Here is a 19494-nt window from a genome sequence, read left to right as displayed (position 1 = left end):
GCCCGAACCGGTGACGCCGGAGAACGTGCGGGCGGTGTGCGAGCTCCTGGTCCCGGCGCTCTGACGGGCCCGGCGGTCAGCGCCGGGTGGAGACGGTGACGGTGAACCGGCGGTCGTGCGCGGCCGGGCGGGTCGAGCCGACCAGCCGCCGCAGCGCCGCCCGGTGCGGCAGCCGGTTGTTGTAGACCGTCCACAGCTCCCCGCCCGGCCGCAGCACCCGCGCCGCGGCGGCGAACAGGCGGTCGGCGGCGGCGGTGACGACGGCGGCGCCGAGGTGGAACGGCGGGTTGCAGACGACCAGGTCCACGCTCGCGTCGGGCACGGTCGCGGCGGCGTCGTCGCGCAGGACCCGCACCCGATCCAGCCCGGCGCGGGCGAGCGTGGCCCGCGCGGAGGCGACCGCGGCGGCCGACTGGTCGGTGGCGGCCACCTCCAGGTCCGGCCGGGAGCGGGCGAGGACGGCGGCCAGCACGCCGGTGCCGCAGCCGAGGTCCAGGGCGGTGCGCGCCTCCGGGGCGGCGGCGTCGAGCGCGGCGACGAGCAGCCGGGTGCCCTCGTCGACCCGGGCCCCGGCGAACGCGGCGCCGTGCGCGCAGACGTCGAGGTCCAGGACGTCGTCGTGCCGGCAGCGGGGGAAGGACGGCGCGACGCCGGGTCGCGGCCCGCGGGCGACCAGCACCCGCGACTTCTGCCGGGCGAGGGTGGCCGAGACCTCGGCGAACCCGGTGCGCAGCACGTCGTTCATGCCGAGCGTCATGTGCTTGACCCGCCCGCCGACCAGCACGGTGACGTCCCGGGCGGCCGCCGCCGCGGCCAGCTCGGTCAGCTCCCGGAGCGCGTCGAGGGCCTTGGGCGCGCGGGCCAGCACGAGCGTCGCGCCGTCGAACAGGGCGGCGTCCAGGCTCCCCGGGCGGTGGGTGCCGGTCAGGCCGGTGCGCTCGGCGTTGAGGGCCAGGGCCCGCTCGCCGACCAGCAGGTCCTGGGCCACCCGGACGTCGCGCGCTCCGGCCGCGACCGCGCCGAGGGTGAGCGCGCCGTACGCGTCGTCGACGACGACCACCCGCTGCCCGGTCAGGTCCCCGGCGGTGTCGAGCAGCAGCCGGTCGGTGGCGTCGACGGCGACCAGGTCCGGGGCCTCGACGTCGGGCTCCCGCCGCAACTGCGCGAGCACCGCGTCGGGGGTCACGTGGCGGCGACGAAGGAGGCGACGACGCGGCCCAGCTCCGGGCCGACGTCCTCCTGGAGGAAGTGCCCGCCGCCGCGCAGGGTCGTGTGCGGCACGCCCCGGGCGCCGGGCACCAGCCGCTGGAAGACGCGGTCGCCGCCGCCGGTGATCGGGTCGGAGTCGGAGAAGGCGGTGAGCAGCGGTTTCTCCCAGCGGGTGAGGACCTCCCACGCCGCCCGGTTGGCGGCCGCGGCGGGGTCGTCGGGCGCCGTCGGCACGAGGCTCGGGAAGACGCGGGCGCCGGCCTTGGACGCCTCGTCGGGGAACGGCGCGTCGTAGGCGGCGACCACCTCGGGCGGCAGCTCGGTGACCGTGCCGTTGGCGACGACCCGGCCGACGTCGAACGCCCGCGCGGTGGCGGCGAACCGCTGCCAGGCGAGGAAGGCCTCGCTCATCGGGGCGTCGCCGGTGGGCAGGCCGGTGTTGGCGACGACGAGCCGGGCGAACCGGTCGGGGTGCTCGGCCGCCAGACGCAGGCCGACCAGCCCGCCCCAGTCCTGGCCGACCAGCGTGACCCCCACCAGGCCGAGGCCCTCGAACAGCGTCCGGCGCATCCACTCGACGTGCGCCGCGTAGCTGTAGGCGGCCGGGTCGGTGGGCTTGTCCGAGCGGCCGAAGCCGACCAGGTCGGGGGCGACGACGCGCAGGCCGGCGGCGGTGAGCTCCGGGATCACGCGCCGCCAGAGGAAGGACCAGGACGGCTCGCCGTGCAGCAGGACGACGACCTCGCCGGAGGCCGGGCCGACGTCGACCACCGCGACCCGCAGCGGCGTGCCGTCCCCGCCGTCGACGGTGACGTACGTGGGCGGGTACGGGAAGTCCGGCAGCGCGGCGAACCGCTCCTCCGGCGTGCGGACGACGTCCACGGGTCTCCCTGAGGTCACACGCCGGGGAGGCCGACCGGGCAGCTCACGCCGGTCGAGTGCACCGGGCAGTAGCCGTTCGGCACCTTGTGCAGGTACTGCTGGTGGTGGTCCTCGGCGTGGAAGAAGTCACCGAGCGGGGCGATCTCGGTGGTGACGTCGCCGTAGCCGGCCGCTCTCAGCCGCTCCTGGTACTGGTCGCGGCTGGCGCGGGCGGCGGCCTCCTGCTCCGGCGTCCCGAAGTAGACCGCCGAGCGGTACTGCGTGCCGACGTCGTTGCCCTGCCGCATGCCCTGGGTGGGGTCGTGGTCCTCCCAGAAGACCTTGAGCAGTTCGCCGTAGGTGACGGCGGCGGGGTCGAAGACGACGAGCACGACCTCGGTGTGCCCGGTGCGCGCCGAGCACACCTCCTCGTAGGTCGGGTTCGGCGTGTACCCGCCCGCGTAGCCGGCGGCCGTGGAGTACACGCCGGGCACCTGCCAGAACACCTTCTCGACGCCCCAGAAGCAGCCCGCGCCGAACACGGCGGTCTGCATCCCCTCGGGGAACGGCGGCCGGATGCGGTTGCCGTTCACCGCGTGGGTCTCCGGGACGTGCGGCAGCGGGTCGGGACGACCCGGCAGCGCGTCCTCCGGCGACACCGGCTGGGTCCTGGACCGGGAGAACAACATGATCCGAGCCTAGGACGACCGCACCACCCGGCGGCGCGGCCGCGTCGGGACGGCGGCAGGATCACCCGCGGACCCGGATCGACGACGCAGGGAGCGACCGTGCCGATCACCGCCCGCGAGTGGCACCTGGCCGCCCGTCCCCACGGCGAGCCCACCCCCGACGACTTCCGGCTGGTCGAGGTCGAGCACCCGGACCCGGCCGAGGGCCAGGTGGTGGTGCGGATGGTCGCCATGTCGGTGGACCCGTACATGCGCGGGCGGATGCGGCTGGGCCCCTCGTACGCGGCGCCGTGGGAGGTCGGCGAGGTGATGAGGGGCGGCGCCGTCGGCCGCGTCGTCGAGTCCCGCTCCCCCGACGTGCCCGAGGGCGCGCTGGTGCTCACCGACGCCGCCTGGCGCGACGTCGCCGTCCTCGACGCCCGCGCGGTCCGGCAGCTGCCGGCCACCGAGGACCTGCCCCTGACCTACTCCCTCGGCGTCCTCGGGATGCCGGGGCTGACCGCCTGGGCCGGACTGTTCCGGGTGGCCGCCTTCCGGGAGGGCGACGCCGTGTTCGTCTCCGGCGCGGCCGGGGCGGTGGGCAGCGCGGTCGGGCAGTTCGCGAGGCTGCGCGGCGCCTCGGCGGTGGTCGGCAGCGCGGGCAGCCCGGACAAGGTGGCCTGGCTGCGCGAGATCGGCTTCACCGCCGCCTTCGACTACCACGACGGGCGGGTGAAGGACCTGCTCGCGCAGGCCGCGCCCGACGGCGTCGACGTCTACTTCGACAACGTCGGCGGCGAGCACCTCGACGCCGCGCTGGGTGCGCTGCACGTGCACGGCCGGGTGGCGATCTGCGGCGCCATCTCGGGCTACAACGCCACGGAGTCGGTGCCCGGGCCGAAGAACTTCAGCTCGCTGATGATCGCCAAGCGGCTCGCGGTCACCGGGCTGCTCGTCGGCGACCACACCGACCTGCACGGCGAGTTCACCGAGACGGTGTCCGGCTGGATCCGGTCGGGGCAGCTCGCCGTCCGCGAGACCGTCTACGAGGGCCTGGAGAACGCCGTGGCGGCCTTCCTCGACCTGCTCAAGGGGGCCAACACCGGGAAGATGGTCGTCCGGCTGGCGCCCGACCCGGATTGAGGCGGGACGGCACCGGGAAGGGGCCGGACATGTGGCTGCTCCTCACCCGCCGGCTGCGGGTCTGGTTCATCGTGACCGTCCTCGTCCCGCTGGGCACCGGGCTGCTCCGGCGTGCCGGGCTCGCCCTCGAGCGGCGGACCGGGCCGACCCAGCTCAGCCGCGGGCTGCTGCGGGCCGGCGACCTCGGCGACCGGGCGCGGGCCCGGCTGCGCGGCGGTGGCCGACGGCGCCGGTGACCACCGCGGAGCGGGTCCCGGCCCTCGACCACCTACCGGCGACCGCGCCCACCCGCGCGGTCGCCGTCTTCGCGCACGGGGGCACGGTGGCCAGCGTCGAGCCGCCGCGTGAGCGCGCGCTGTCCCTGGTGCGGATGCGGGCGATCCAGGAGGCGGTGTCCCGCGCCGCGGCGGGTCGGGGGGTGGAGACCTACCTGGTCCGCTACCGCGTGGCGGGCTGGAACGGGGTCGCCGCGGACGCGCACGCCGACGTCCGCTGGGCGCTGGACCGCGTGCGCGAGCGGCACGGCGACGTCCCGGTGGTGCTGGTGGGGCACTCGATGGGCGGCCGGGCGGTGCTGCGCGCCGGCGACGACCCGTCGGTGACCGCGGTCTGCGGGCTCGCGCCGTGGACGCCGCCCGGCGAGCCGGTCGGCCACCTGCGCGGCCGCACCGTCGTCCTCGCCCACGGCCGCGGCGACCGCTGGGTGCCGGCGCGGCTGTCGGCGGACTTCGCCGTGCGCGCGCACCGGGCCGGCGCGCGGGTCGCGCGGTTCACCCTGCCCGGCGGGCACGGCATGGTGCGCCGGGTCGGCCGATGGCACGCGCTGGTCCGCGACGTCGTCCTGGCCGGGGCCGGGCTGGCCCCGTGGCGTGCCGACCTGGGGGACGCTCTGGGCGCCCCGGACGGGGAGGGGCTCGCCGTCCCGCTGTGAGGCGGCGCTTCAGGACTGGGAGTGCGCGTGGAGGAAGTGCTCGCCGACGTCGTCGGCGTCATGGTCACCGTCGTCGAGGCGTGCGGGGCCGTGGTCATCTTCGCCGGCGCGCTGTGGGCCTTCGCCCGCTTCCTGTGGGTGGGGCTGCGCCGCGGCGGGTCGTCGGCCTTCGTGCCGGTCCGCCTCACCCTGGGCCGGTTCCTCGCCCTGGGCCTGGAGTTCCAGCTGGCCAGCGACGTGCTGCGGACGGCGGTCGCGCCGAGCTTCCGCGAGCTCGGGCAGCTGGCGGCGGTCGCGGCGATCCGCACGGCGCTGAACTGGTTCCTGTCCAAGGAGATCGCCGAGGAGCGGCGGCAGGTGGCCGAGGAGACCGGTGCGCCGGCGCCCGACCCGGCGTCGGCGGAGCACCGCGGACGCGGGGTGTGACCTCGCTCGGCCCCGTTCCCGGGTTGCTGGCCCTCGGCGTCAGCGGGCTCGCCCTGGTCGCCGGGGTGGTGGCGCTCGCGAGCACCCGGCGCCCGCGCCTCGCCCTCGCGGTGTTCCTGGACCTCCTGCTCGCGGCGGGGCTGCTGCGCCTGGCCACCGAGCCGACGTGGTCGTCGGTGGGCACCGCGGCCGCCGTCGTCGCGCTGCGCCGGGTGATCGGCGCGGGCCTGCGGGCGGGCGGCCGGGCCCTGTCCCCGCCCCCGTCCCGCACGACCCCGGACAGGACCCGATGACCCATCCCCTCGGCGCCGGGCTGCGCCGCGTGCACCGCCCACCACACCGGCGAGGACGCCGGCGCCGTCCCGGTGCTGGCCCGGCGGTTCCCGGAGCTGCAGCCGGTGCTCGACGAGATGGCCGAGGACCACGTGGGGATCTCCGGCGTCCTCGCCCGCGTCGAGGAGCTGGCCGGCGAGCTGGCCGCGACCGGCTCCCCGGATCGGCGGCCGGCCTCCTGGGGGACCGGCCGCCGTCTCCTCAGGAGAACAGCGCGCTGTAGCCGTTGAGCGCGGGCTGGCCGCCGAGGTGGGCGTAGAGCACGGTCGACGACGGGTCGATCTCGCGGCGGCCGACCAGGTCGAGCAGCGCGGCCATCGACTTCCCCTCGTACACGGGGTCGGTGACCATGCCCTCGGTGCGGGCGGCGGTCTCCATGGCGCGGATCGTCGCCGCGTCGGGGATGCCGTAGACGCCGCCGTGGTAGCGCTCGTCGAGCTCGACGTCGTCGAGGGTCAGCTCGCGTTGCACGCCGATCGCCCGTGCCGTCCGCTGGGCGATGCGCAGCACCTGGTCGCGGGTCTCGGCGGGCTTGGCGGAGGCGTCGACGCCGAGGACCCGCCGCGGCCGGCCACCCTGCTCCTCGAGCAGCGCGAACCCGGCGACCATCCCGGCCTGCGTGGACCCGGTGACCGAGCAGACGACGACGGTGTCGAAGAAGACGCCGAGCTCGGCCTCCTGCTGCGCCACCTCCAGCGCCCAGTTGGCGAACCCGTGCCCGCCGAGCGGGTGGTCGCTGGCGCCGGCCGGGATGGCGTAGGGCCTGCCGCCGCGCGCCTCGATCTCGGCGAGCGCGGCCTCCCAGCTCTCCTTGAACCCGATGCCGAACCCGGCCCTGACCAGCCGCACGTCCGCCCCGGCGAGCCGGCTGACCAGGATGTTGCCGACCTTGTCGTACACGGCGTCGGGCCAGTCGACCCAGCTCTCCTGCACCAGCACGCACGACAGCCCGACGTGCGCGGCGACGGCGGCCACCTGCCGGGTGTGGTTGCTCTGCACGCCGCCGATCGAGACGAGGGTGTCGCAGCCCCGGGCGAGCGCGTCGGCGACGAGGTACTCGAGCTTGCGGGTCTTGTTGCCGCCGTAGGCGATGCCGGAGTTGCAGTCCTCCCGCTTGGCCCAGACCCCGGCGCCGCCGAGGTGCGCGGTGAGCCGGTCCAGCCGGTGCACCGGCGAGGGGCCGAACAGCAGCGGGGTGCGGGGGAAGTCAGCGAGGGTCGTCACGGGGGTCCTCCAGTTCGGACAGCAGGGCCGTCCAGATCTCGGTGGTGGTGGCGACGGCGGCGTCGACGTCGGCGGCCTCGCAGGCGGTGATCAGGCGCTCGTGCAGGGCGACGGACCCGCGGCCGTGCGCCGCGGCGAACCGGGCCCGCTCCAGGCGGCGGACGGCGGGGGTGAGCCGCTCGACGGTCGCGGTCAGTGCGGTGTTGCCGGCCCGGTCGAGCAGCACGCCGTGCAGCTCGTCGTCGGCGGCCAGCGCCGCGTCGAGGTCCCCGGCGTCCACGGCCGCGGCGAAGCGCTCGTTGGCCGCGCGCATCGCGGCGACGTCGTCGCCGGTCACCCGGCCGGCCGCCTCCCGGGCGGCCAGCTCGTGCATCGCCCGGACCACGACGGCGGCGTCGTGCACCTGCCGCGGCCGCAGCGGGGTGACCCGCGTGTGGCTCTGCGGCTTGGCCTCGACCAGCCCCTCGTCGACGAGCTTGGCCAGCGCGGCACGCACCGGCGCCACCGACAGGCCGAGGCGGGTGGCCAGCTCGGTGTCCTTGACGACGGCGCCGGGCGCGAGGTCGCCGCTGACGATCGCGGACCGGATGCGGGCCAGCGCCTGGTCGCGCAGCAGCACCCGTCCGACGGGCACGAGCGGAGCGGTCACAACTGACATCTCAGATGTCAGAGACGGTGGCGTCAACCCCCGGGCGCCGTCCGCGCGCGCGGAAGGCGGGAAACCGGCGCCCGGTGGCAGGCGCGGGCCTCGTCGGGGCGGGGACCGGGCCACATGATCACGAGCATGGACTGGAGCACCGAACCCGCCGACGCGGCTGCGCACTTCGCCCGCCGGCTGGCCGTGGAGACCGACGTGTCCGACGTGTACGCCGCGCTGCGCTCGGGTGAGCCGGGCTTCGTGCTGCTCGACAGCCGCAGCGGGGAGGCGTGGGACCAGGGGCACGTGCCCGGCGCCGTCCACCTGCCCGGCCGCGAGGTCGCCGCCCGCGCGGAGGCCGAGCTGGACCGGTCCGTCCCGGTGGTCACCTACTGCTGGGGCCCGGGCTGCAACGGGGCCACCCGCGCGGCGCTGGTGCTGGCGCTGCTCGGCTACCGGGTGCGGGAGATGATCGGCGGCTTCGAGTACTGGGCGCGGGAGGGGCTGCCGGTCGAGACCGCGGACGGCCTCACCCGCCCGGACGTCGACCCGCTGACCGCGCCGGTCAGCTGCGGGTGCTGAGGTCGGGGACGTCGTCGTCGGCCAGGCGGGCCCACAGCAGCTCGTCGTGCTTGACGCCGTCGCCGTAGCGGAACGAGCGGCGCAGCCGGCCCTCGAAGGTGAACCCGGCCTTCTCCGCCACCCGGCCCGACGCCGGGTTCTCCACCGCGTGCACCAGCTCGACCCGGTCGACCGGCAGCGCGGCGAAGCCCCAGCGCAGCGCGGCGTCGACGGCGCGGGGGGCCACCCCGCGGCCGCGCGCGGCGGGCACCGTCCAGTAGCCCACCTCGGCGTCGCCCTGGTCGAGGTCGATCGAGTGCAGGTTGACCGAGCCGAGCAGCTCGCCGCCGGCGGCGTCGACGACGGCCCAGGCGGCGATCCGCCCGCTGCTCCAGTCGGCGCGGCGGGCCACCCAGATCCGCGCGTCCTCGAGCGTGGCCACCCGGCCCGGGTTGCTCCACACGGTCGTGGCCGGGTCGGTGAGGGCGGCGTGGACGGTCCCGGCGTCGCCGGCCCGCCACGGGCGCAGGCGCAGCGGGCCGGCGGGCACCTCGACGGGGGCGGGGACGACGTCGGTCACGCCCCCGATCGTGCCGGAGGGCTCAGTCCTCCCCGGAGCCCGGCTCGGCCATCTTCCGGTTGAGCTTGGCCGCCACGTTGCCCGGCGTGATCGCCGACAGCCGGCCCATCGCCTTGCTGGCCAGCGACCCGGCGAACACCGACGCCTCGCCCTTCATCAGGCCCTCGAAGCCCTGCCGGGCGACCTGCGCCGGGTCGTCCTTGGCGTCGGTGGCGCCCAGCCGGGTGTCGGTGAGGTCGCCGCGGTCGAAGAACTCGGTGTCGGTGGGCCCGGGCAGCAGGGCGGTCACGCTGACGCCGCGGTCGGACAGCTCCTCGCGCAGCGACAGCGCCAGGTGCTGGGTGAACGCCTTGCTGGCTCCGTAGACGGCCTGGAAGGGCTGGGGCGCCTGCGAGGCCACCGACGAGGTGATGAGGATCCGGCCCTCACCACGGGCGGCCATGTCCTGCGCGACGGCCTTGCCGACGTGCACCGTCGACCCGCAGTTGAGCGCGACGATCTCCAGCTCCCGCGACAGGTCGGTGTCGGTGAACGCCCCGCCGACGCCGACCCCGGCGTTCAGCGCGGCGGCGGCCAGCGGGCGACCGGCGCCGCGGACGGCCGCCACCAGCAGCTCGCAGCCCTCGTACCGCGACAGGTCGGCGCGGACCGGCGAGACGTGCGCCCCCAGGCCGCGCAGCGTCTCGGCGGCGGCGTCCAGCTCGTCGTCCTCGGCCGCGACGATCAGGTCGAAGCCGTTCTCGGCGAACTGTCTGGCCAGCTCCAGGCCGATGCCGCTGGAGGCTCCGGTGACGAGGGCGAGGGGGCGGTCGCTGGGCAGGGTCACGGGGACTCCCGGGGGTCGGTCGCGGGCTGCGGTCGCCCCGGTCATGCCCGGTCCGGCGGGGACCGACCCATCCGCTCAGACCGCGACGGAGACCCCGATCCCGCCGCGGGTGTCGGCGCCGTGGCGGGCGATCTCGGTGTCGAGGTCCAGCGGGCGGGTCGTCATGGCCTGCGCGCGGACGTCGTCGGTGACCCGGTCGGCGGGGAGCAGCCAGGAGACCTCGAACTCCAGGCCGTCGGGGTCCTGGGCGTAGAGGGCCTTGGTGGTGGCGTGGTCGGAGGCGCCGACCAGGGCCCCGGCGGCGGCCAGGGCGTCGCGGACCCGGGCCAGCTCGGCGAGCGTGTCCACCTCCCAGGCCAGGTGGTACAGCCCGACGGTCGAGCGGCCGGCCTGCGACGGCCCGGCGTCGGCCCCGGCGGCGAAGAGACCGAGGTCGTGGTCGTTGGTCGACGCCTCGGCCTGCAGGAACACCGCCCGGCCGGGGATCTCCGCCTTGACCCGGAAGCCGAGCACGTCGCGGTAGAAGGCGGTGCTGCGCTCGACGTCGCGGACGTGGAGGACGGCGTGGTTGAGGCGCTGGACCGGCATCGCGGGCTCCTGGTGCGGGGAGGACGGGTGCACCTCCGCGGAGGTGCACCCCCAGTGTGCGCGGGGATCGATGAACGTTCAAGCAGTTGCGCGGCGGGACGACGGGGTAGAGGCCCGGCATGGACCACTCACGCGCACCCGTCCTCGAGGCCCTGCAGGAGTTCCGCCGCCGCGGCGACGTCGTCTACGGCCCGCCGGGACACAAGCAGGGCCGCGGCGTCGACCCGCGGGTGCTGGAGGTCGTCGGTGCCGACGTCTTCCGCAGCGACGTCCTGTCGCTCAACGGGCTCGACGACCGGCGGGAGTCGCAGGGCGTGGTCACCCAGGCCGAGGACCTCATGGCCGACGCCGTCGACGCCGACCGGGCGTTCTTCTCCACCTGCGGCAGCTCGCTGTCGGTCAAGAGCGCGATGATCTCCGTGGCCGGGCCGGGCGAGACCATGCTGGTCAGCCGCAACGCGCACAAGTCGGTGGTCGCGGGGCTGATCATCAGCGGCATCCGGCCGGTATGGGTGCACCCGCACTTCGACGCCGAGCGGCAGCTGGCCCACCCGCCGGAGCCCGAGGACGTCCGGCGCGCGCTCGACGCCCACCCCGAGGCCAAGGGCATGCTGCTGATCACCCCGACCGACTGGGGCACCTGCGCCGACGTCGCCGGCGTCGCCGAGGTGCTGCACGGGCGGGACCTGCCGCTGATCGTGGACGAGGCCTGGGGCGCCCACCTGCCCTTCCACCCCGACCTGCCGGCCTGGGGCATGGACGCCGGCGCCGACGTCGTGGTCACGAGCGTGCACAAGATGGGCGGGGCGGTCGAGCAGTCGTCGGTCTTCCACCTCCGCGGCGACCGGGTGGACCCCGACGTGCTCAAGCAGCGCGAGGACCTGCTGGGGACGACGAGCTCCTCGGCGCTGGTCTACCTGACCCTCGACGGCTGGCGGCGGCAGATGGTCGAGCACGGCCGCGAGCTGCTGGGCGCGGCGATCGAGCGGGCCGGCCGGGTCGCGGAGGCGGTCCGGGGCACGGCGGGCCTCCGCCTCATGGGCCGCGAGGTGGTCGGCCCCGGGATGGCCTTCGACCTCGACCCGCTGGTGCTCACGATCGACGTCCGGGAGCTGGGGATCACCGGCTACCAGGCCGGGGACTGGCTGCGCGCCGAGCGGCACGTCGACGTCGGCTCGGCCGACGCCTGCCGGATCAGCGCCCGCCTCACCCACGCCGACGACGACGCGACGGAGGCGACGCTGGTCGAGGCGCTGCGCGCGCTCGTCGACGGCGCGGGCTCGATGGAGCGCCCCCCGCGGGTCGACCTGCCCGAGCCGCGCGCCCTGGAGCTGGAGAACGCCATGACCCCGCGGGACGCGTTCTTCGGCCGCGTCGAACAGGTGCCGATCGCGGAGGCGGCCGGCCGCGTCGTCGCGGAGATGGTCAGCCCCTACCCGCCGGGCGTGCCGGTGCTCGCACCGGGCGAGCGGGTCAGCCAGGAGGCGCTGGACTACCTGACCAGCGGGGTCGAGGCCGGGATGCTCGTCCCCGACGCGGCCGACCCGACGATGAAGAGCCTGCGGGTCGTCATCGAGTGAGTGGGCACCGCAGCGGGCGCCGGCGAGCGAGGGGCGGAGCGAACGGGCCGCGAAGCGGCGGGATGAGCACCGAGTGACGGTCACGGTCGCGGTCGACGACGCCCTGCGCCCGCTGCTGCCGGCCCGGGACCGGGCGTCGGGCCGGCGGGTGCTCGCCGCCGACCCCGACGCGACCGCGGGCCACCTGGTGCAGGCCGCCGGCGTCCCGCTGACCGAGGTGGGCGAGCTGCTCGTCGACGGCGTCCCCCTGTCCCGGGACGCGCGGCCGCCGCCGGGCGCGACCGTCGTCGTCCGTCCCGTCCCCCGGCCCCAGCCGGTGCCGCCCGGGGGCTTCCTGCTCGACGTCGGGCTGGGCGCCCTGGCCCGGCGGATGCGGCTGCTGGGCCTGGACGCCGCGTGGTCGCCGGAGGCCCGCGCCCCGGACGCCGACGACGCCGAGCTGGTCGCGGCCGCCGTCGCCGAGGACCGGGTGCTGCTCACCCAGGACCGCGGGCTGCTCATGCGCCGCGCACTGCCGGCGGGCGCCTGGGTGCGCGGCGCGGCGCCCGACGAGCAGCTCGCCGACGTCCTCGACCGCTTCCGCCCGCCGCTCGCGCCGCTCACCCGCTGCCCGGCCTGCAACGGCCTGCCGGTCGCCGTCGACGCCGCCGCGGTGGCCGGCGAGCTGGAGCCGGGCACCCGGCGCACCGCGACCGACTTCTCCCGCTGCCCGGGCTGCGGCCGCGTCTACTGGCGCGGAGCGCACGCCCGCCGGATCGACGCCCTCGTCGAGCGCGCGCGGCGGCTCACCGCCGGCTGACCCAGGACAGCCTCACCTCGGCCCCCGGGGGCCACGTCCTGGCCCCACCGTGACACCCGGGGCGGGCAGAGCGGGTGGCAGGAACCCCCGTCCCGTCCCCTGCGAGGCCCCCGTGTACCTGTCGAAGACCGAGGCCGCCGTCCTGCCGACGACGCTCGTCGGCACCCCCAGGACGCCCCCGCCGGCCGCCACCGGGCGCCGGCGCGTCTGGCCGCTGCTCGGCCCGGCCTTCGTCGCCGCCGTCGCCTACGTCGACCCGGGCAACTTCGCCACCAACTTCTCCGGCGGCGCCTCGTTCGGCTACACGCTGCTGTGGGTGATCGTCGCGGCCAACCTCATGGCGATGCTCATCCAGAGCCTCACCGCCAAGCTGGGCCTGGCCACCGGCCGCGACCTCGCCACCAACTGCCGGGAGCGGCTGCCGCGGCCGGTCACCCGGGGGCTGTGGCTGCAGGCCGAGGCGGTCGCCATCGCCACCGACCTCGCCGAGATCGTCGGCGGCGCGGTGGCGCTGAACCTGCTGTTCGGGGTGCCGCTGCCGATCGGCGGGGTCATCACCGCCGTCGTCGCCTTCGTCCTGCTCGGCGCCCAGTCGCGGGGGCACCGGCCGTTCGAGCGGGTCATCACCGGGCTGCTGCTGGTCATCGGCGCCGGGTTCGCCTACACGCTGGTCGGGTCGGGGATCGACGTCGGCGGGCTGGCCGGCGGCATGGTGCCCTCCTTCGACGGCCCGGAGAGCCTGGTGCTGGCCGCGGGCATCCTCGGCGCCACGGTCATGCCGCACGTCATCTACGTGCACTCCGCGCTGACCCCGGGCCGCTACGGCGACGTCGTCACCGCGGGCCGGACCGAGCAGGGACGGCGCCGGCTGCTGCGGGCCCAGCGGATCGACGTCCTGGTGGCCATGGGGTTGGCCGGGCTGGTCAACGCGGCGATGCTGGTCATCGCCGCGCAGCTGTTCACCGCCGACGACGGCATCGCGTCGCTGGAGAGCGTGCACGCGGGCCTGGGCGACCAGCTCGGCGCCGGCGCGGCGCTGGCCTTCGCCGTCGCGCTGCTGGCCAGCGGGTTCGCCTCCTCCTCGGTCGGCACGCACGCCGGGCAGGTCGTGATGGCCGGGTTCCTCAAGCGGCACGTCCCGGTGCTCGTCCGCCGGCTGGTCACCCTCGCCCCGGCGCTGGCCGTGCTCGTCCTCGGCGGCGACCCCACCACCGCGCTGGTCTGGTCGCAGGTCGTGCTCAGCTTCGGGATCCCGTTCGCGCTGGTGCCGCTGCTGTGGCTGACCAGCCGCCGCGACCTCATGGGCGGCTGGGTGAACCGGCGCGTGACCACGGTGGCGGGTTCGGTGGTCGCTCTGCTGATCATCGGCCTCAACGCCCACCTGCTGGTGGGCCTGGTCCTCTGAGCCGGCCGCGGGCCTCAGGCGGGTTCCGGGACCCCGCCGGGGTCACCGCCGGGATCGTCCGGCGTCGGCTCGACCGGCGCCGGCGGCAGGGGCTCCGGCGCGTCGGGGAGCAGCTCGCCCGGGTCGTCGGGGACCGGCTCCGTCGGGTCGATGACCGGGTCCGGTTCGGGGATCGGCGAGACCATCCGCCGAGTCAACCAGCGGGTCCGGTCAGGCGCGACGGGTCAGGAGCGGGCGGCGGCGAGGTCGGCGGTGGCCCGGACGTCGTCGGCGGTCGGGGACGCCCTGGCCGTCGTCGGCCACCGGCTGGACCGGCTGTCCGGCCCGCGCGCCGGGGACTGATCAGGCGACCGCCGTCCCCAGCACGTGCGGGCTGGCCGGCACGCGGACGCGCGCGGGCGGGAAGTCGAAGCGCCGCACCCGCCGCACCGTGAAGCCCGCACGCTCGATGTCGGCGACCTGGTCGGTGGCGGTGTGGCAGCCCCCCGCGAACAGCGGCCAGACGGTGGCGTCGACCAGGCGCTGCACCCGCCGCAGCCGCCGGTCCTCGGCGACGGTGTGCTCGAGGAACCGCAGCTCCCCGCCGGCACCCAGCACCCGGCGCAGCTCGCCGAGCGCCCCCGCCCGCTCCCGGATGCTGCACAACACCAGGCACAGCACCGCGGCGTCGGCCGCGCCGTCGGGCAGCGGCAGCGCGTCGGCCGTGCCGGCGTGCACCTCGACGGCGACGCCAGCCGTCCCCGCCGCCCGCTCGGCCGCGGCCCGCAGCCGCGGCTCGGGCTCCACCGCGACGACGCGGGTGACCGCCGGCGGGTAGTGGCGGAAGTTCAGCCCGTTGCCGCACCCGACCTCGACCACCACGCCGGTCAGCCCGGCGAGCAGCTCGCGGCGCAGGTCGGCCATGCCGGCCTCCTCGAGGCGCCGGCTCACCCGGTCGTAGCAGCGGCTGAAGACGGGGCGGGGGCGATCGGTCGCCATGCGGCACGGTCCCGGCGACGCCGGGACCGCGTCAAGCGGGCAGGCGCGTCGACCAGGTGGACAGCCCGCCGGCGCGCACGAAGCCGAGCGCCTCGTTGACCGCGACCATCGGCCGGTTGGAGTCGGAGTTGTACGTGCTGATCCGCCGGACCTCGGGCAGCGTCGCGGCGAGCTCGCGCAGGACCGCGGTCTTCACGCGGGCGCCGAGGCGGTGGCCGCGGTGCTCGCGCAGGACCAGGGTGGCGCCCTGGTGGGCGCGCTCGGGCTGCGCGAGCGGCACGTGCAGCTCGGTGAAGGCGACCAGCCGGCCGTCCCGGACCGCGCCGGCGGACAGGACGGTGCGGCCGCGGTCCAGGACGACGGTCTCCTGCTCCCGGACCCGGGCGGCATCCCAGTCCTCCTCGCCGACCGGCACGTCCCCGCTCGGCGCGTCCGTCGACATCCGGCGGCCGAGCAGCGCCCGGTCCTCGAGCAGCCCGTCCGGCGTCCGGTCCCGCCAGGTGAGCACCTCGTAGCCGGCGCTCGCGGCGGCCGCCCCGGCCTCCAGGGCCGCCAGCCGGTCCTCGTCCACGGGCAGCAGCAGGTCGCGGCGGGTCTCCTGCAGGCCGCAGGTCCACCCGTGCCCCTGCGCGAAGGCGCGGCCGGCCGTGCCCGGCCCGGGCTCGTCGACCTCGGCCACCAGCGACGAGCGCCCGGCCGCCGCGGCCAGCCGCGCCGCCTCCGCCAGCAGCGCGGTGCCGACGCCGCGCCGGCGGGCGGCGGGGTGCACGGCGACGTCGACGTACGCCACCGAGGTGTTGTCGCGCACCGGCAGCAGCAGGCGCAGGGCGCCGACGACGGCGCCGTCGGCGACCGCGGCCCGGTGGGTGCCCCGCAGCGCGCCGCCCGGGGTGGTCAGCCGCCGGCCCAGCGCGACGTGGTCGCTCGCCGGCCGCGGGGCCTCGCCGGGACGGTCGGCGCGCTGCGCCGCCGCCCAGACCCCGCACCAGGCGGCGAACCGGGCGTCGTCGGGGCCGGTCCGCACGATCTCCACCCGTCCGTCCTATCGGGGGGCGCAACGGGATTCCCGCGGGCGGCGGGGCTCAGGCGGGCCAGGTGCCGGCGAAGTGGTGCACCGGGCCGTGGCCGGAGCCGATGCCCAGCGACTCCCCCGCCTGCAGCGCCCGCTGCAGGAAGTCGCGGGCCTGCTCGACCACCGGCTCCCACCGCCCCGGCCCGCCGACGCCGCGGGCCACCAGCGCCGCGATCGCCGAGGACAGCGTGCAGCCGGTGCCGTGGGTGGCGGTGGTGTCGACCCGCGGCCGCCGGGTGACGACGACGCCGTCGGCGGTGGCCAGGACGTCGACGCTCTCCGCCCCGCCGAGGTGCCCGCCCTTGGCCAGCACGGCGCCCGGCCCGAGCTCCAGCAGCGCCTCCGCCTGGGCGGCGAGCTCGTCGACCGAGGTCGCGGGCGCGGTGTCCAGCAGCGCGGCCGCCTCGGGCACGTTCGGGGTGACCAGCTCGGCCACCGGCAGCAGCTCCGTGCGGACGGCGGCGATCGCGTCGTCGTCGACCAGCCGGTCGCCGCTGGTGGCGACCATGACCGGGTCGACGACGAGCGGCCCGGCGGCGCGGCCGGCCAGGGCCGCGGCGACCGCCCGGACGACGTCGGCGGTGCCGAGCATGCCGGTCTTGGCCGCGTGCACGGTCACGTCGTCGAGCAGGGTGCGGACCTGCTCGCCCACGAACGCGCCGGGCACGGGGTGCACGCCGGTGACGCCGCGGGTGTTCTGCGCGGTCAGCGCGGTGAGGACGGCGGTGCCGTAGACGCCGAGCGCGCTGAACGTCTTGAGGTCGGCCTGGATGCCGGCGCCGCCGCTGGGGTCGCTGCCGGCGACGGTCAGCGCCACGGGCACCCCCGCCCGGCCGGTCACCGGGCCGCCCGCAGGGCCCGCGCCGCGGCGGCCGGGTCGGGCGCGGCGCACACCGCCGAGACGACGCAGATCCCGTCGACGCCGGTGACCAGCGGCGCCCGCTCGACGTCGATGCCGCCGATCGCCACCGACCGCAGCCCGCCGGCCGCCGCCTCCGCCGCCAGCGCCGCCACCCGCTCCGGCCCCAGGCCGGTGCCCGCGTCCGGCTTGGTGGGGGTGGACCAGACCGGCCCGATGCCGACGACGTCGACGGTGCCCGGCGGCAGCGCCAGCGCGACGGCGAGCTCCTCGTCGGACCCGGCCGAGAGCCCGAGCAGCCGGTCGGGACCGATCCGCGCGCGGACCTCGGCGGCCGGCGTGTCGTCCTGCCCGACGTGCACGCCGTCGGCGCCGGCCATCAGCGCGACCTCGACGTCGTCGTTGACGAACAGCGCCACGCCCGTGCCGGCCAGGACCTCCTTGACCGACAGCGTCAGCGCGTACAGCTGCCGGCACGACGCCGTCTTGTCCCGGACCTGCACCGCGGTCACCCCGCCGGCCACCGCCGCCCGGACGACGCCGGGCACGCCCCGGGGCCCGGCCAGCGCCGTGTCGGTGACCAGGTAGAGCGTGGGGTCGAACGCCGGCCTCACGGGCCCACCCGCGCGGCGGACAGGTCGGGAACCGCGTCGAGCGCGTCGAGCCACAGCGGCGCGAAGGTCCCCGGCCCGCCGGCGACGGCGGCCGCGGCCTCGGCGGCGAGCGCGACGTGCGCGTGCCCGGCGACCGCGCCGGTCAGCGGGTCGCCGGTCGCCGCGACGTAGGCGGCGACCACCGCGCCCAGCGCGCAGCCGGCGCCGGTGGTGCGGGTGAGCAGCACCGAGCCGCCGCCCACCCGGACGGTGCGGGTCCCGTCGGTGACGACGTCGACCTCGCCGCTGACGGCGACCACTCCCCCGGTGCGCCCGGCCAGCGCGACGGCGGCGTCGAGCGCCTCGTCGGCCTCGTTCGTGGAGTCGACGCCGCGGCCGCCGGTCCCGGCGCCGGCCAGCGCCATGACCTCGGAGGCGTTGCCGCGGACGACGGCCGGGCGTGCCTCCAGCAGCTCGGCGGCGAGCTCGGTGCGGTAGGGCAGCGCGCCGACGGCGACCGGGTCGAGCACCCACGGCGTGCCGGCGGCCGCGGCCGAGCGGGCGGCCAGCCGCATCGCCTGCGCGGTGCGCTGGTTGACGGTGCCGACGTTCACCAGCACCGCCGAGGCCACGGCGGCGAAGCCCTCGGCCTCCAGCGGCTCGTCGACCATCGCCGGGGCCGCGCCGACGGCGAGCAGCGCGTTCGCCGTCAGCGTCTGCACGACGGTGTTGGTCAGGCAGTGCACCAGCGGTGCGGCGCCCGTCAGGGCCTGACGGGCAGCGGTCAGAGCAGCGGCATCCACGCCGTGACATCCCTTCGCCAGCATGACCTGGACAGGTTCGACGGGTGTGTTCTCAGCCCGCCGGACGGCGGACACCCCGAGTCACTGCCCGCCGACGCTACCCCCGGTCCGCCAGGCGCTGTCGAAGAAGGCCACCTCGAGCTCCATCGCCCGCCGGTAGGCCCGGCGCACGGCCGGGGTGCCGGCGGCCAGCCGGTCCAGCAGCGCCTCGAGGGTGGCGGCGAGCTCCTCGAAGCCGGGGTCGGCGTAGATGTCGACCCACTCCCGGTACGGCCCTGTTGCACGTGGAACCAGCGCCTGGCCGAGGTGCGCGTAGAGCCGCATGCACGGCGTCATCGCCGCAGCCACCTCGCCGACGTCGCCGAGCGCCGCCGTGGCCAGCAGGAACTCGGTGTAGGCGAGCGTCGCCGGGGCGGGCCGCACGGCGGCCAGGTCGATGCCCCAGCGGGCGGCGTAGCCGTCGTGCAGCCGCAGCTCCTCGCGGACGCCGGCCAGCAGGTCGGCGAAGGACTCCAGCGTCGCCCGGTCGCGGCTGTGCGCCACCCCGAGCGCGTACGCGCGGGCGAAGGCCTCGAGGAAGAACGCGTCCTGGGCGACGTACCCGGCGAACCGCTCGCGCGGCAGCGTGCCGTCGGCGATCCCGGTGACGAACGGGTGCTCCCGCGCGACGGCGGCGAGGTCGGCGCTGCCTGCCCAGAGGTCCGCCGCGAGGGTCACGCGTCCAGCGCCATCTGCCAGAACGCGGTCTCCGCCGCGACCACCTCGAGGAAGACGGAGTCGGGCGCCCCGCCGGCCACCGCCTCCAGCCCGGCGACGTACTCGGCGAAGCCCGGCGCCGTCCAGTGCTCGACGAACTCCCGGTACGGCTCCGCGCCGGGCCGGGCGGCCGACCACGCGTCGAGGTAGGTCCGCTCGACGGTCCACAGCGCGGTGAGCGCGGTGGGCAGGTCGGCGGCGTCGAGCCGGTACAGCAGGTCCCCGTAGGCGATGGTGGCCGGCAGCTGCGGGGCGTCGAGGTCCAGCCCGCGGGCGGTGGCCTGCTCGCCGAACCAGTCCAGCTCCGCGACCAGCGCGACGCAGCCGGCGGCGAGCACCCCCTGCGCCGCGCGGGGCGCCCGGGCGAGCAGCCGCGCCTGGAAGCGCAGCAGGTCGGCGACGAAGTACGCGTCCTGCACCAGCCAGGTGTCGAAGGCGGCGGGTGGCAGCGTGCCGTCGCGGACGGCGTCGAGGAACGGGTGGCGGGTGGCTCGGCCCCAGGCGTCGGCGTGGCGGACGAGCAGGTCGGCGACCGGCACGGCGCCCGACCCTACGGGGTGGCTATGGTGGCGCCGCCATGTGCGGGAGCTCGGGGCAACCGGGCTGAGAGGGCGGCTGAGCGCGCCGCCGACCGCTGGAACCTGACCGGGTAATGCCGGCGT

Annotated in this window: 26 protein-coding genes and 1 riboswitch; of the genes, 10 read left to right on the top strand and 16 right to left on the bottom strand. The window is 76.9% G+C overall.

Features of this window, described 5'->3' with window-relative positions; translation table 11 throughout:
- Positions 1-76: 76 nt before the first annotated feature.
- Genes ACI8AB_RS09830 through msrA form a run of 3 tightly spaced genes read right to left on the bottom strand, consistent with a single transcriptional unit; the run spans position 77 to position 2759 of the window.
- Positions 77-1186 (bottom strand): class I SAM-dependent methyltransferase, encoded by a 1110-nt coding sequence (locus tag ACI8AB_RS09830; RefSeq protein ID WP_456949982.1) that lies wholly within the window; start codon positions 1184-1186, stop codon positions 77-79.
- Positions 1183-2091 (bottom strand): haloalkane dehalogenase, encoded by a 909-nt coding sequence (locus ACI8AB_RS09825; RefSeq protein ID WP_456949981.1) that lies wholly within the window; start codon positions 2089-2091, stop codon positions 1183-1185. Before ACI8AB_RS09825 ends, ACI8AB_RS09830 begins: the two co-directional genes overlap by 4 nt.
- 14 nt (positions 2092-2105) lie before the next feature.
- Positions 2106-2759, bottom strand: a complete 654-nt coding sequence (gene msrA / locus ACI8AB_RS09820; RefSeq protein ID WP_456949980.1) for a peptide-methionine (S)-S-oxide reductase MsrA — start codon at positions 2757-2759, stop codon at positions 2106-2108.
- A gap of 99 nt (positions 2760-2858) precedes the next feature.
- Between msrA and ACI8AB_RS09815 the strand changes: the two genes are divergently transcribed.
- The 6 genes from ACI8AB_RS09815 to ACI8AB_RS09790 all read left to right on the top strand — a co-directional run bounded on the left by ACI8AB_RS09815 (position 2859) and on the right by ACI8AB_RS09790 (position 5801).
- Positions 2859-3881 (top strand): NADP-dependent oxidoreductase, encoded by a 1023-nt coding sequence (locus ACI8AB_RS09815; RefSeq protein ID WP_456949979.1) that lies wholly within the window; start codon positions 2859-2861, stop codon positions 3879-3881.
- 29 nt (positions 3882-3910) lie between these two features.
- Complete coding sequence (locus ACI8AB_RS09810) at positions 3911-4117, top strand: hypothetical protein (protein WP_387991279.1); 207 nt, start codon at positions 3911-3913, stop codon at positions 4115-4117.
- The gene (locus ACI8AB_RS09805) at positions 4114-4812 is read left to right on the top strand and encodes a serine aminopeptidase domain-containing protein (RefSeq protein ID WP_456949978.1); all 699 of its coding nucleotides are present in this window, start codon (positions 4114-4116) and stop codon (positions 4810-4812) included. The genes ACI8AB_RS09810 and ACI8AB_RS09805 overlap by 4 nt, the downstream gene beginning before the upstream one ends.
- A 27-nt stretch (positions 4813-4839) precedes the next feature.
- On the top strand, positions 4840-5238 hold the full coding sequence (locus tag ACI8AB_RS09800; protein ID WP_456949977.1) for a DUF1622 domain-containing protein: 399 nt from the start codon (positions 4840-4842) through the stop codon (positions 5236-5238).
- On the top strand, positions 5235-5531 hold the full coding sequence (locus tag ACI8AB_RS09795) for a DUF1622 domain-containing protein (RefSeq protein ID WP_387991287.1): 297 nt from the start codon (positions 5235-5237) through the stop codon (positions 5529-5531). The genes ACI8AB_RS09800 and ACI8AB_RS09795 overlap by 4 nt, the downstream gene beginning before the upstream one ends.
- Before the next feature lie 72 nt (positions 5532-5603).
- Positions 5604-5801 carry a hypothetical protein gene (locus tag ACI8AB_RS09790; RefSeq protein ID WP_456902086.1) on the top strand — a complete coding sequence of 66 codons (198 nt, stop codon included), beginning with the start codon at positions 5604-5606 and terminating at the stop codon, positions 5799-5801.
- Here the strand turns inward: ACI8AB_RS09790 and ACI8AB_RS09785 are convergent.
- Both ACI8AB_RS09785 and ACI8AB_RS09780 read right to left on the bottom strand, forming a co-directional pair.
- On the bottom strand, positions 5773-6795 hold the full coding sequence (locus tag ACI8AB_RS09785; protein ID WP_387991292.1) for a 1-aminocyclopropane-1-carboxylate deaminase: 1023 nt from the start codon (positions 6793-6795) through the stop codon (positions 5773-5775). The genes ACI8AB_RS09790 and ACI8AB_RS09785 overlap by 29 nt on opposite strands.
- Positions 6779-7444, bottom strand: a complete 666-nt coding sequence (locus tag ACI8AB_RS09780; RefSeq protein ID WP_456949976.1) for a GntR family transcriptional regulator — start codon at positions 7442-7444, stop codon at positions 6779-6781. The genes ACI8AB_RS09785 and ACI8AB_RS09780 overlap by 17 nt, the downstream gene beginning before the upstream one ends.
- A gap of 135 nt (positions 7445-7579) precedes the next feature.
- Between ACI8AB_RS09780 and ACI8AB_RS09775 the strand changes: the two genes are divergently transcribed.
- Positions 7580-8014, top strand: a complete 435-nt coding sequence (locus ACI8AB_RS09775; RefSeq protein WP_456949975.1) for a rhodanese-like domain-containing protein — start codon at positions 7580-7582, stop codon at positions 8012-8014.
- Here the strand turns inward: ACI8AB_RS09775 and ACI8AB_RS09770 are convergent.
- From ACI8AB_RS09770 to ACI8AB_RS09760, 3 genes are all read right to left on the bottom strand, one after another.
- The gene (locus ACI8AB_RS09770; RefSeq protein WP_387991301.1) at positions 7998-8573 is read right to left on the bottom strand and encodes a GNAT family N-acetyltransferase; all 576 of its coding nucleotides are present in this window, start codon (positions 8571-8573) and stop codon (positions 7998-8000) included. The two genes, ACI8AB_RS09775 and ACI8AB_RS09770, sit on opposite strands and share 17 nt — an antisense overlap.
- A 22-nt stretch (positions 8574-8595) precedes the next feature.
- Positions 8596-9399, bottom strand: a complete 804-nt coding sequence (locus tag ACI8AB_RS09765; protein ID WP_456949974.1) for an SDR family NAD(P)-dependent oxidoreductase — start codon at positions 9397-9399, stop codon at positions 8596-8598.
- Between the two features lie 75 nt (positions 9400-9474).
- Complete coding sequence (locus tag ACI8AB_RS09760) at positions 9475-9987, bottom strand: VOC family protein (RefSeq protein WP_456949973.1); 513 nt, start codon at positions 9985-9987, stop codon at positions 9475-9477.
- A 119-nt stretch (positions 9988-10106) separates the two neighbouring features.
- Between ACI8AB_RS09760 and ACI8AB_RS09755 the strand changes: the two genes are divergently transcribed.
- From ACI8AB_RS09755 to ACI8AB_RS09745, 3 genes are all read left to right on the top strand, one after another.
- Complete coding sequence (locus ACI8AB_RS09755; RefSeq protein WP_456949972.1) at positions 10107-11567, top strand: aminotransferase class I/II-fold pyridoxal phosphate-dependent enzyme; 1461 nt, start codon at positions 10107-10109, stop codon at positions 11565-11567.
- Between the two features lie 73 nt (positions 11568-11640).
- A complete protein-coding gene (locus tag ACI8AB_RS09750) occupies positions 11641-12366 on the top strand; it encodes a Mut7-C RNAse domain-containing protein (protein WP_456949971.1) in 726 nt (241 codons plus the stop codon).
- Between the two features lie 112 nt (positions 12367-12478).
- Positions 12479-13771: an Nramp family divalent metal transporter gene (locus ACI8AB_RS09745; protein WP_456949970.1), complete on the top strand. Its 1293-nt coding sequence runs from the start codon at positions 12479-12481 to the stop codon at positions 13769-13771.
- A gap of 14 nt (positions 13772-13785) precedes the next feature.
- On the opposite strand, the gene ACI8AB_RS09740 is transcribed toward ACI8AB_RS09745, so the two are convergent.
- The 8 genes from ACI8AB_RS09740 to ACI8AB_RS09705 form a co-directional block, all read right to left on the bottom strand.
- On the bottom strand, positions 13786-13956 hold the full coding sequence (locus ACI8AB_RS09740; RefSeq protein WP_456949969.1) for a hypothetical protein: 171 nt from the start codon (positions 13954-13956) through the stop codon (positions 13786-13788).
- A gap of 157 nt (positions 13957-14113) precedes the next feature.
- Positions 14114-14749: a class I SAM-dependent methyltransferase gene (locus ACI8AB_RS09735; protein ID WP_456949968.1), complete on the bottom strand. Its 636-nt coding sequence runs from the start codon at positions 14747-14749 to the stop codon at positions 14114-14116.
- Between the two features lie 31 nt (positions 14750-14780).
- On the bottom strand, positions 14781-15782 hold the full coding sequence (locus tag ACI8AB_RS09730; RefSeq protein ID WP_456949967.1) for a GNAT family N-acetyltransferase: 1002 nt from the start codon (positions 15780-15782) through the stop codon (positions 14781-14783).
- 49 nt (positions 15783-15831) lie between these two features.
- Positions 15832-16638, bottom strand: a complete 807-nt coding sequence (thiD, locus tag ACI8AB_RS09725) for a bifunctional hydroxymethylpyrimidine kinase/phosphomethylpyrimidine kinase (protein WP_456902094.1) — start codon at positions 16636-16638, stop codon at positions 15832-15834.
- A gap of 20 nt (positions 16639-16658) precedes the next feature.
- Entirely contained in the window at positions 16659-17294 is a 636-nt protein-coding gene (thiE, locus tag ACI8AB_RS09720; RefSeq protein ID WP_456949966.1) for a thiamine phosphate synthase, read from the bottom strand.
- A complete protein-coding gene (gene thiM / locus ACI8AB_RS09715; protein WP_456949965.1) occupies positions 17291-18076 on the bottom strand; it encodes a hydroxyethylthiazole kinase in 786 nt (261 codons plus the stop codon). The genes thiE and thiM overlap by 4 nt, the downstream gene beginning before the upstream one ends.
- A riboswitch (TPP riboswitch) is annotated at positions 18069-18165 on the bottom strand. Its footprint overlaps the gene before it by 8 nt.
- Positions 18158-18793: a TenA family protein gene (locus tag ACI8AB_RS09710; RefSeq protein WP_456949964.1), complete on the bottom strand. Its 636-nt coding sequence runs from the start codon at positions 18791-18793 to the stop codon at positions 18158-18160. (Overlaps the previous riboswitch by 8 nt.)
- The gene (locus ACI8AB_RS09705) at positions 18790-19371 is read right to left on the bottom strand and encodes a thiaminase II/PqqC family protein (RefSeq protein ID WP_387991335.1); all 582 of its coding nucleotides are present in this window, start codon (positions 19369-19371) and stop codon (positions 18790-18792) included. Before ACI8AB_RS09705 ends, ACI8AB_RS09710 begins: the two co-directional genes overlap by 4 nt.
- Positions 19372-19494 lie beyond the last annotated feature (123 nt).

This window comes from Geodermatophilus sp. SYSU D00698 (assembly GCF_054050335.1).
The sequence above is the reverse complement of the archived record's forward strand: the minus strand, read 5'-3'. Positions and strand labels throughout refer to the sequence as shown.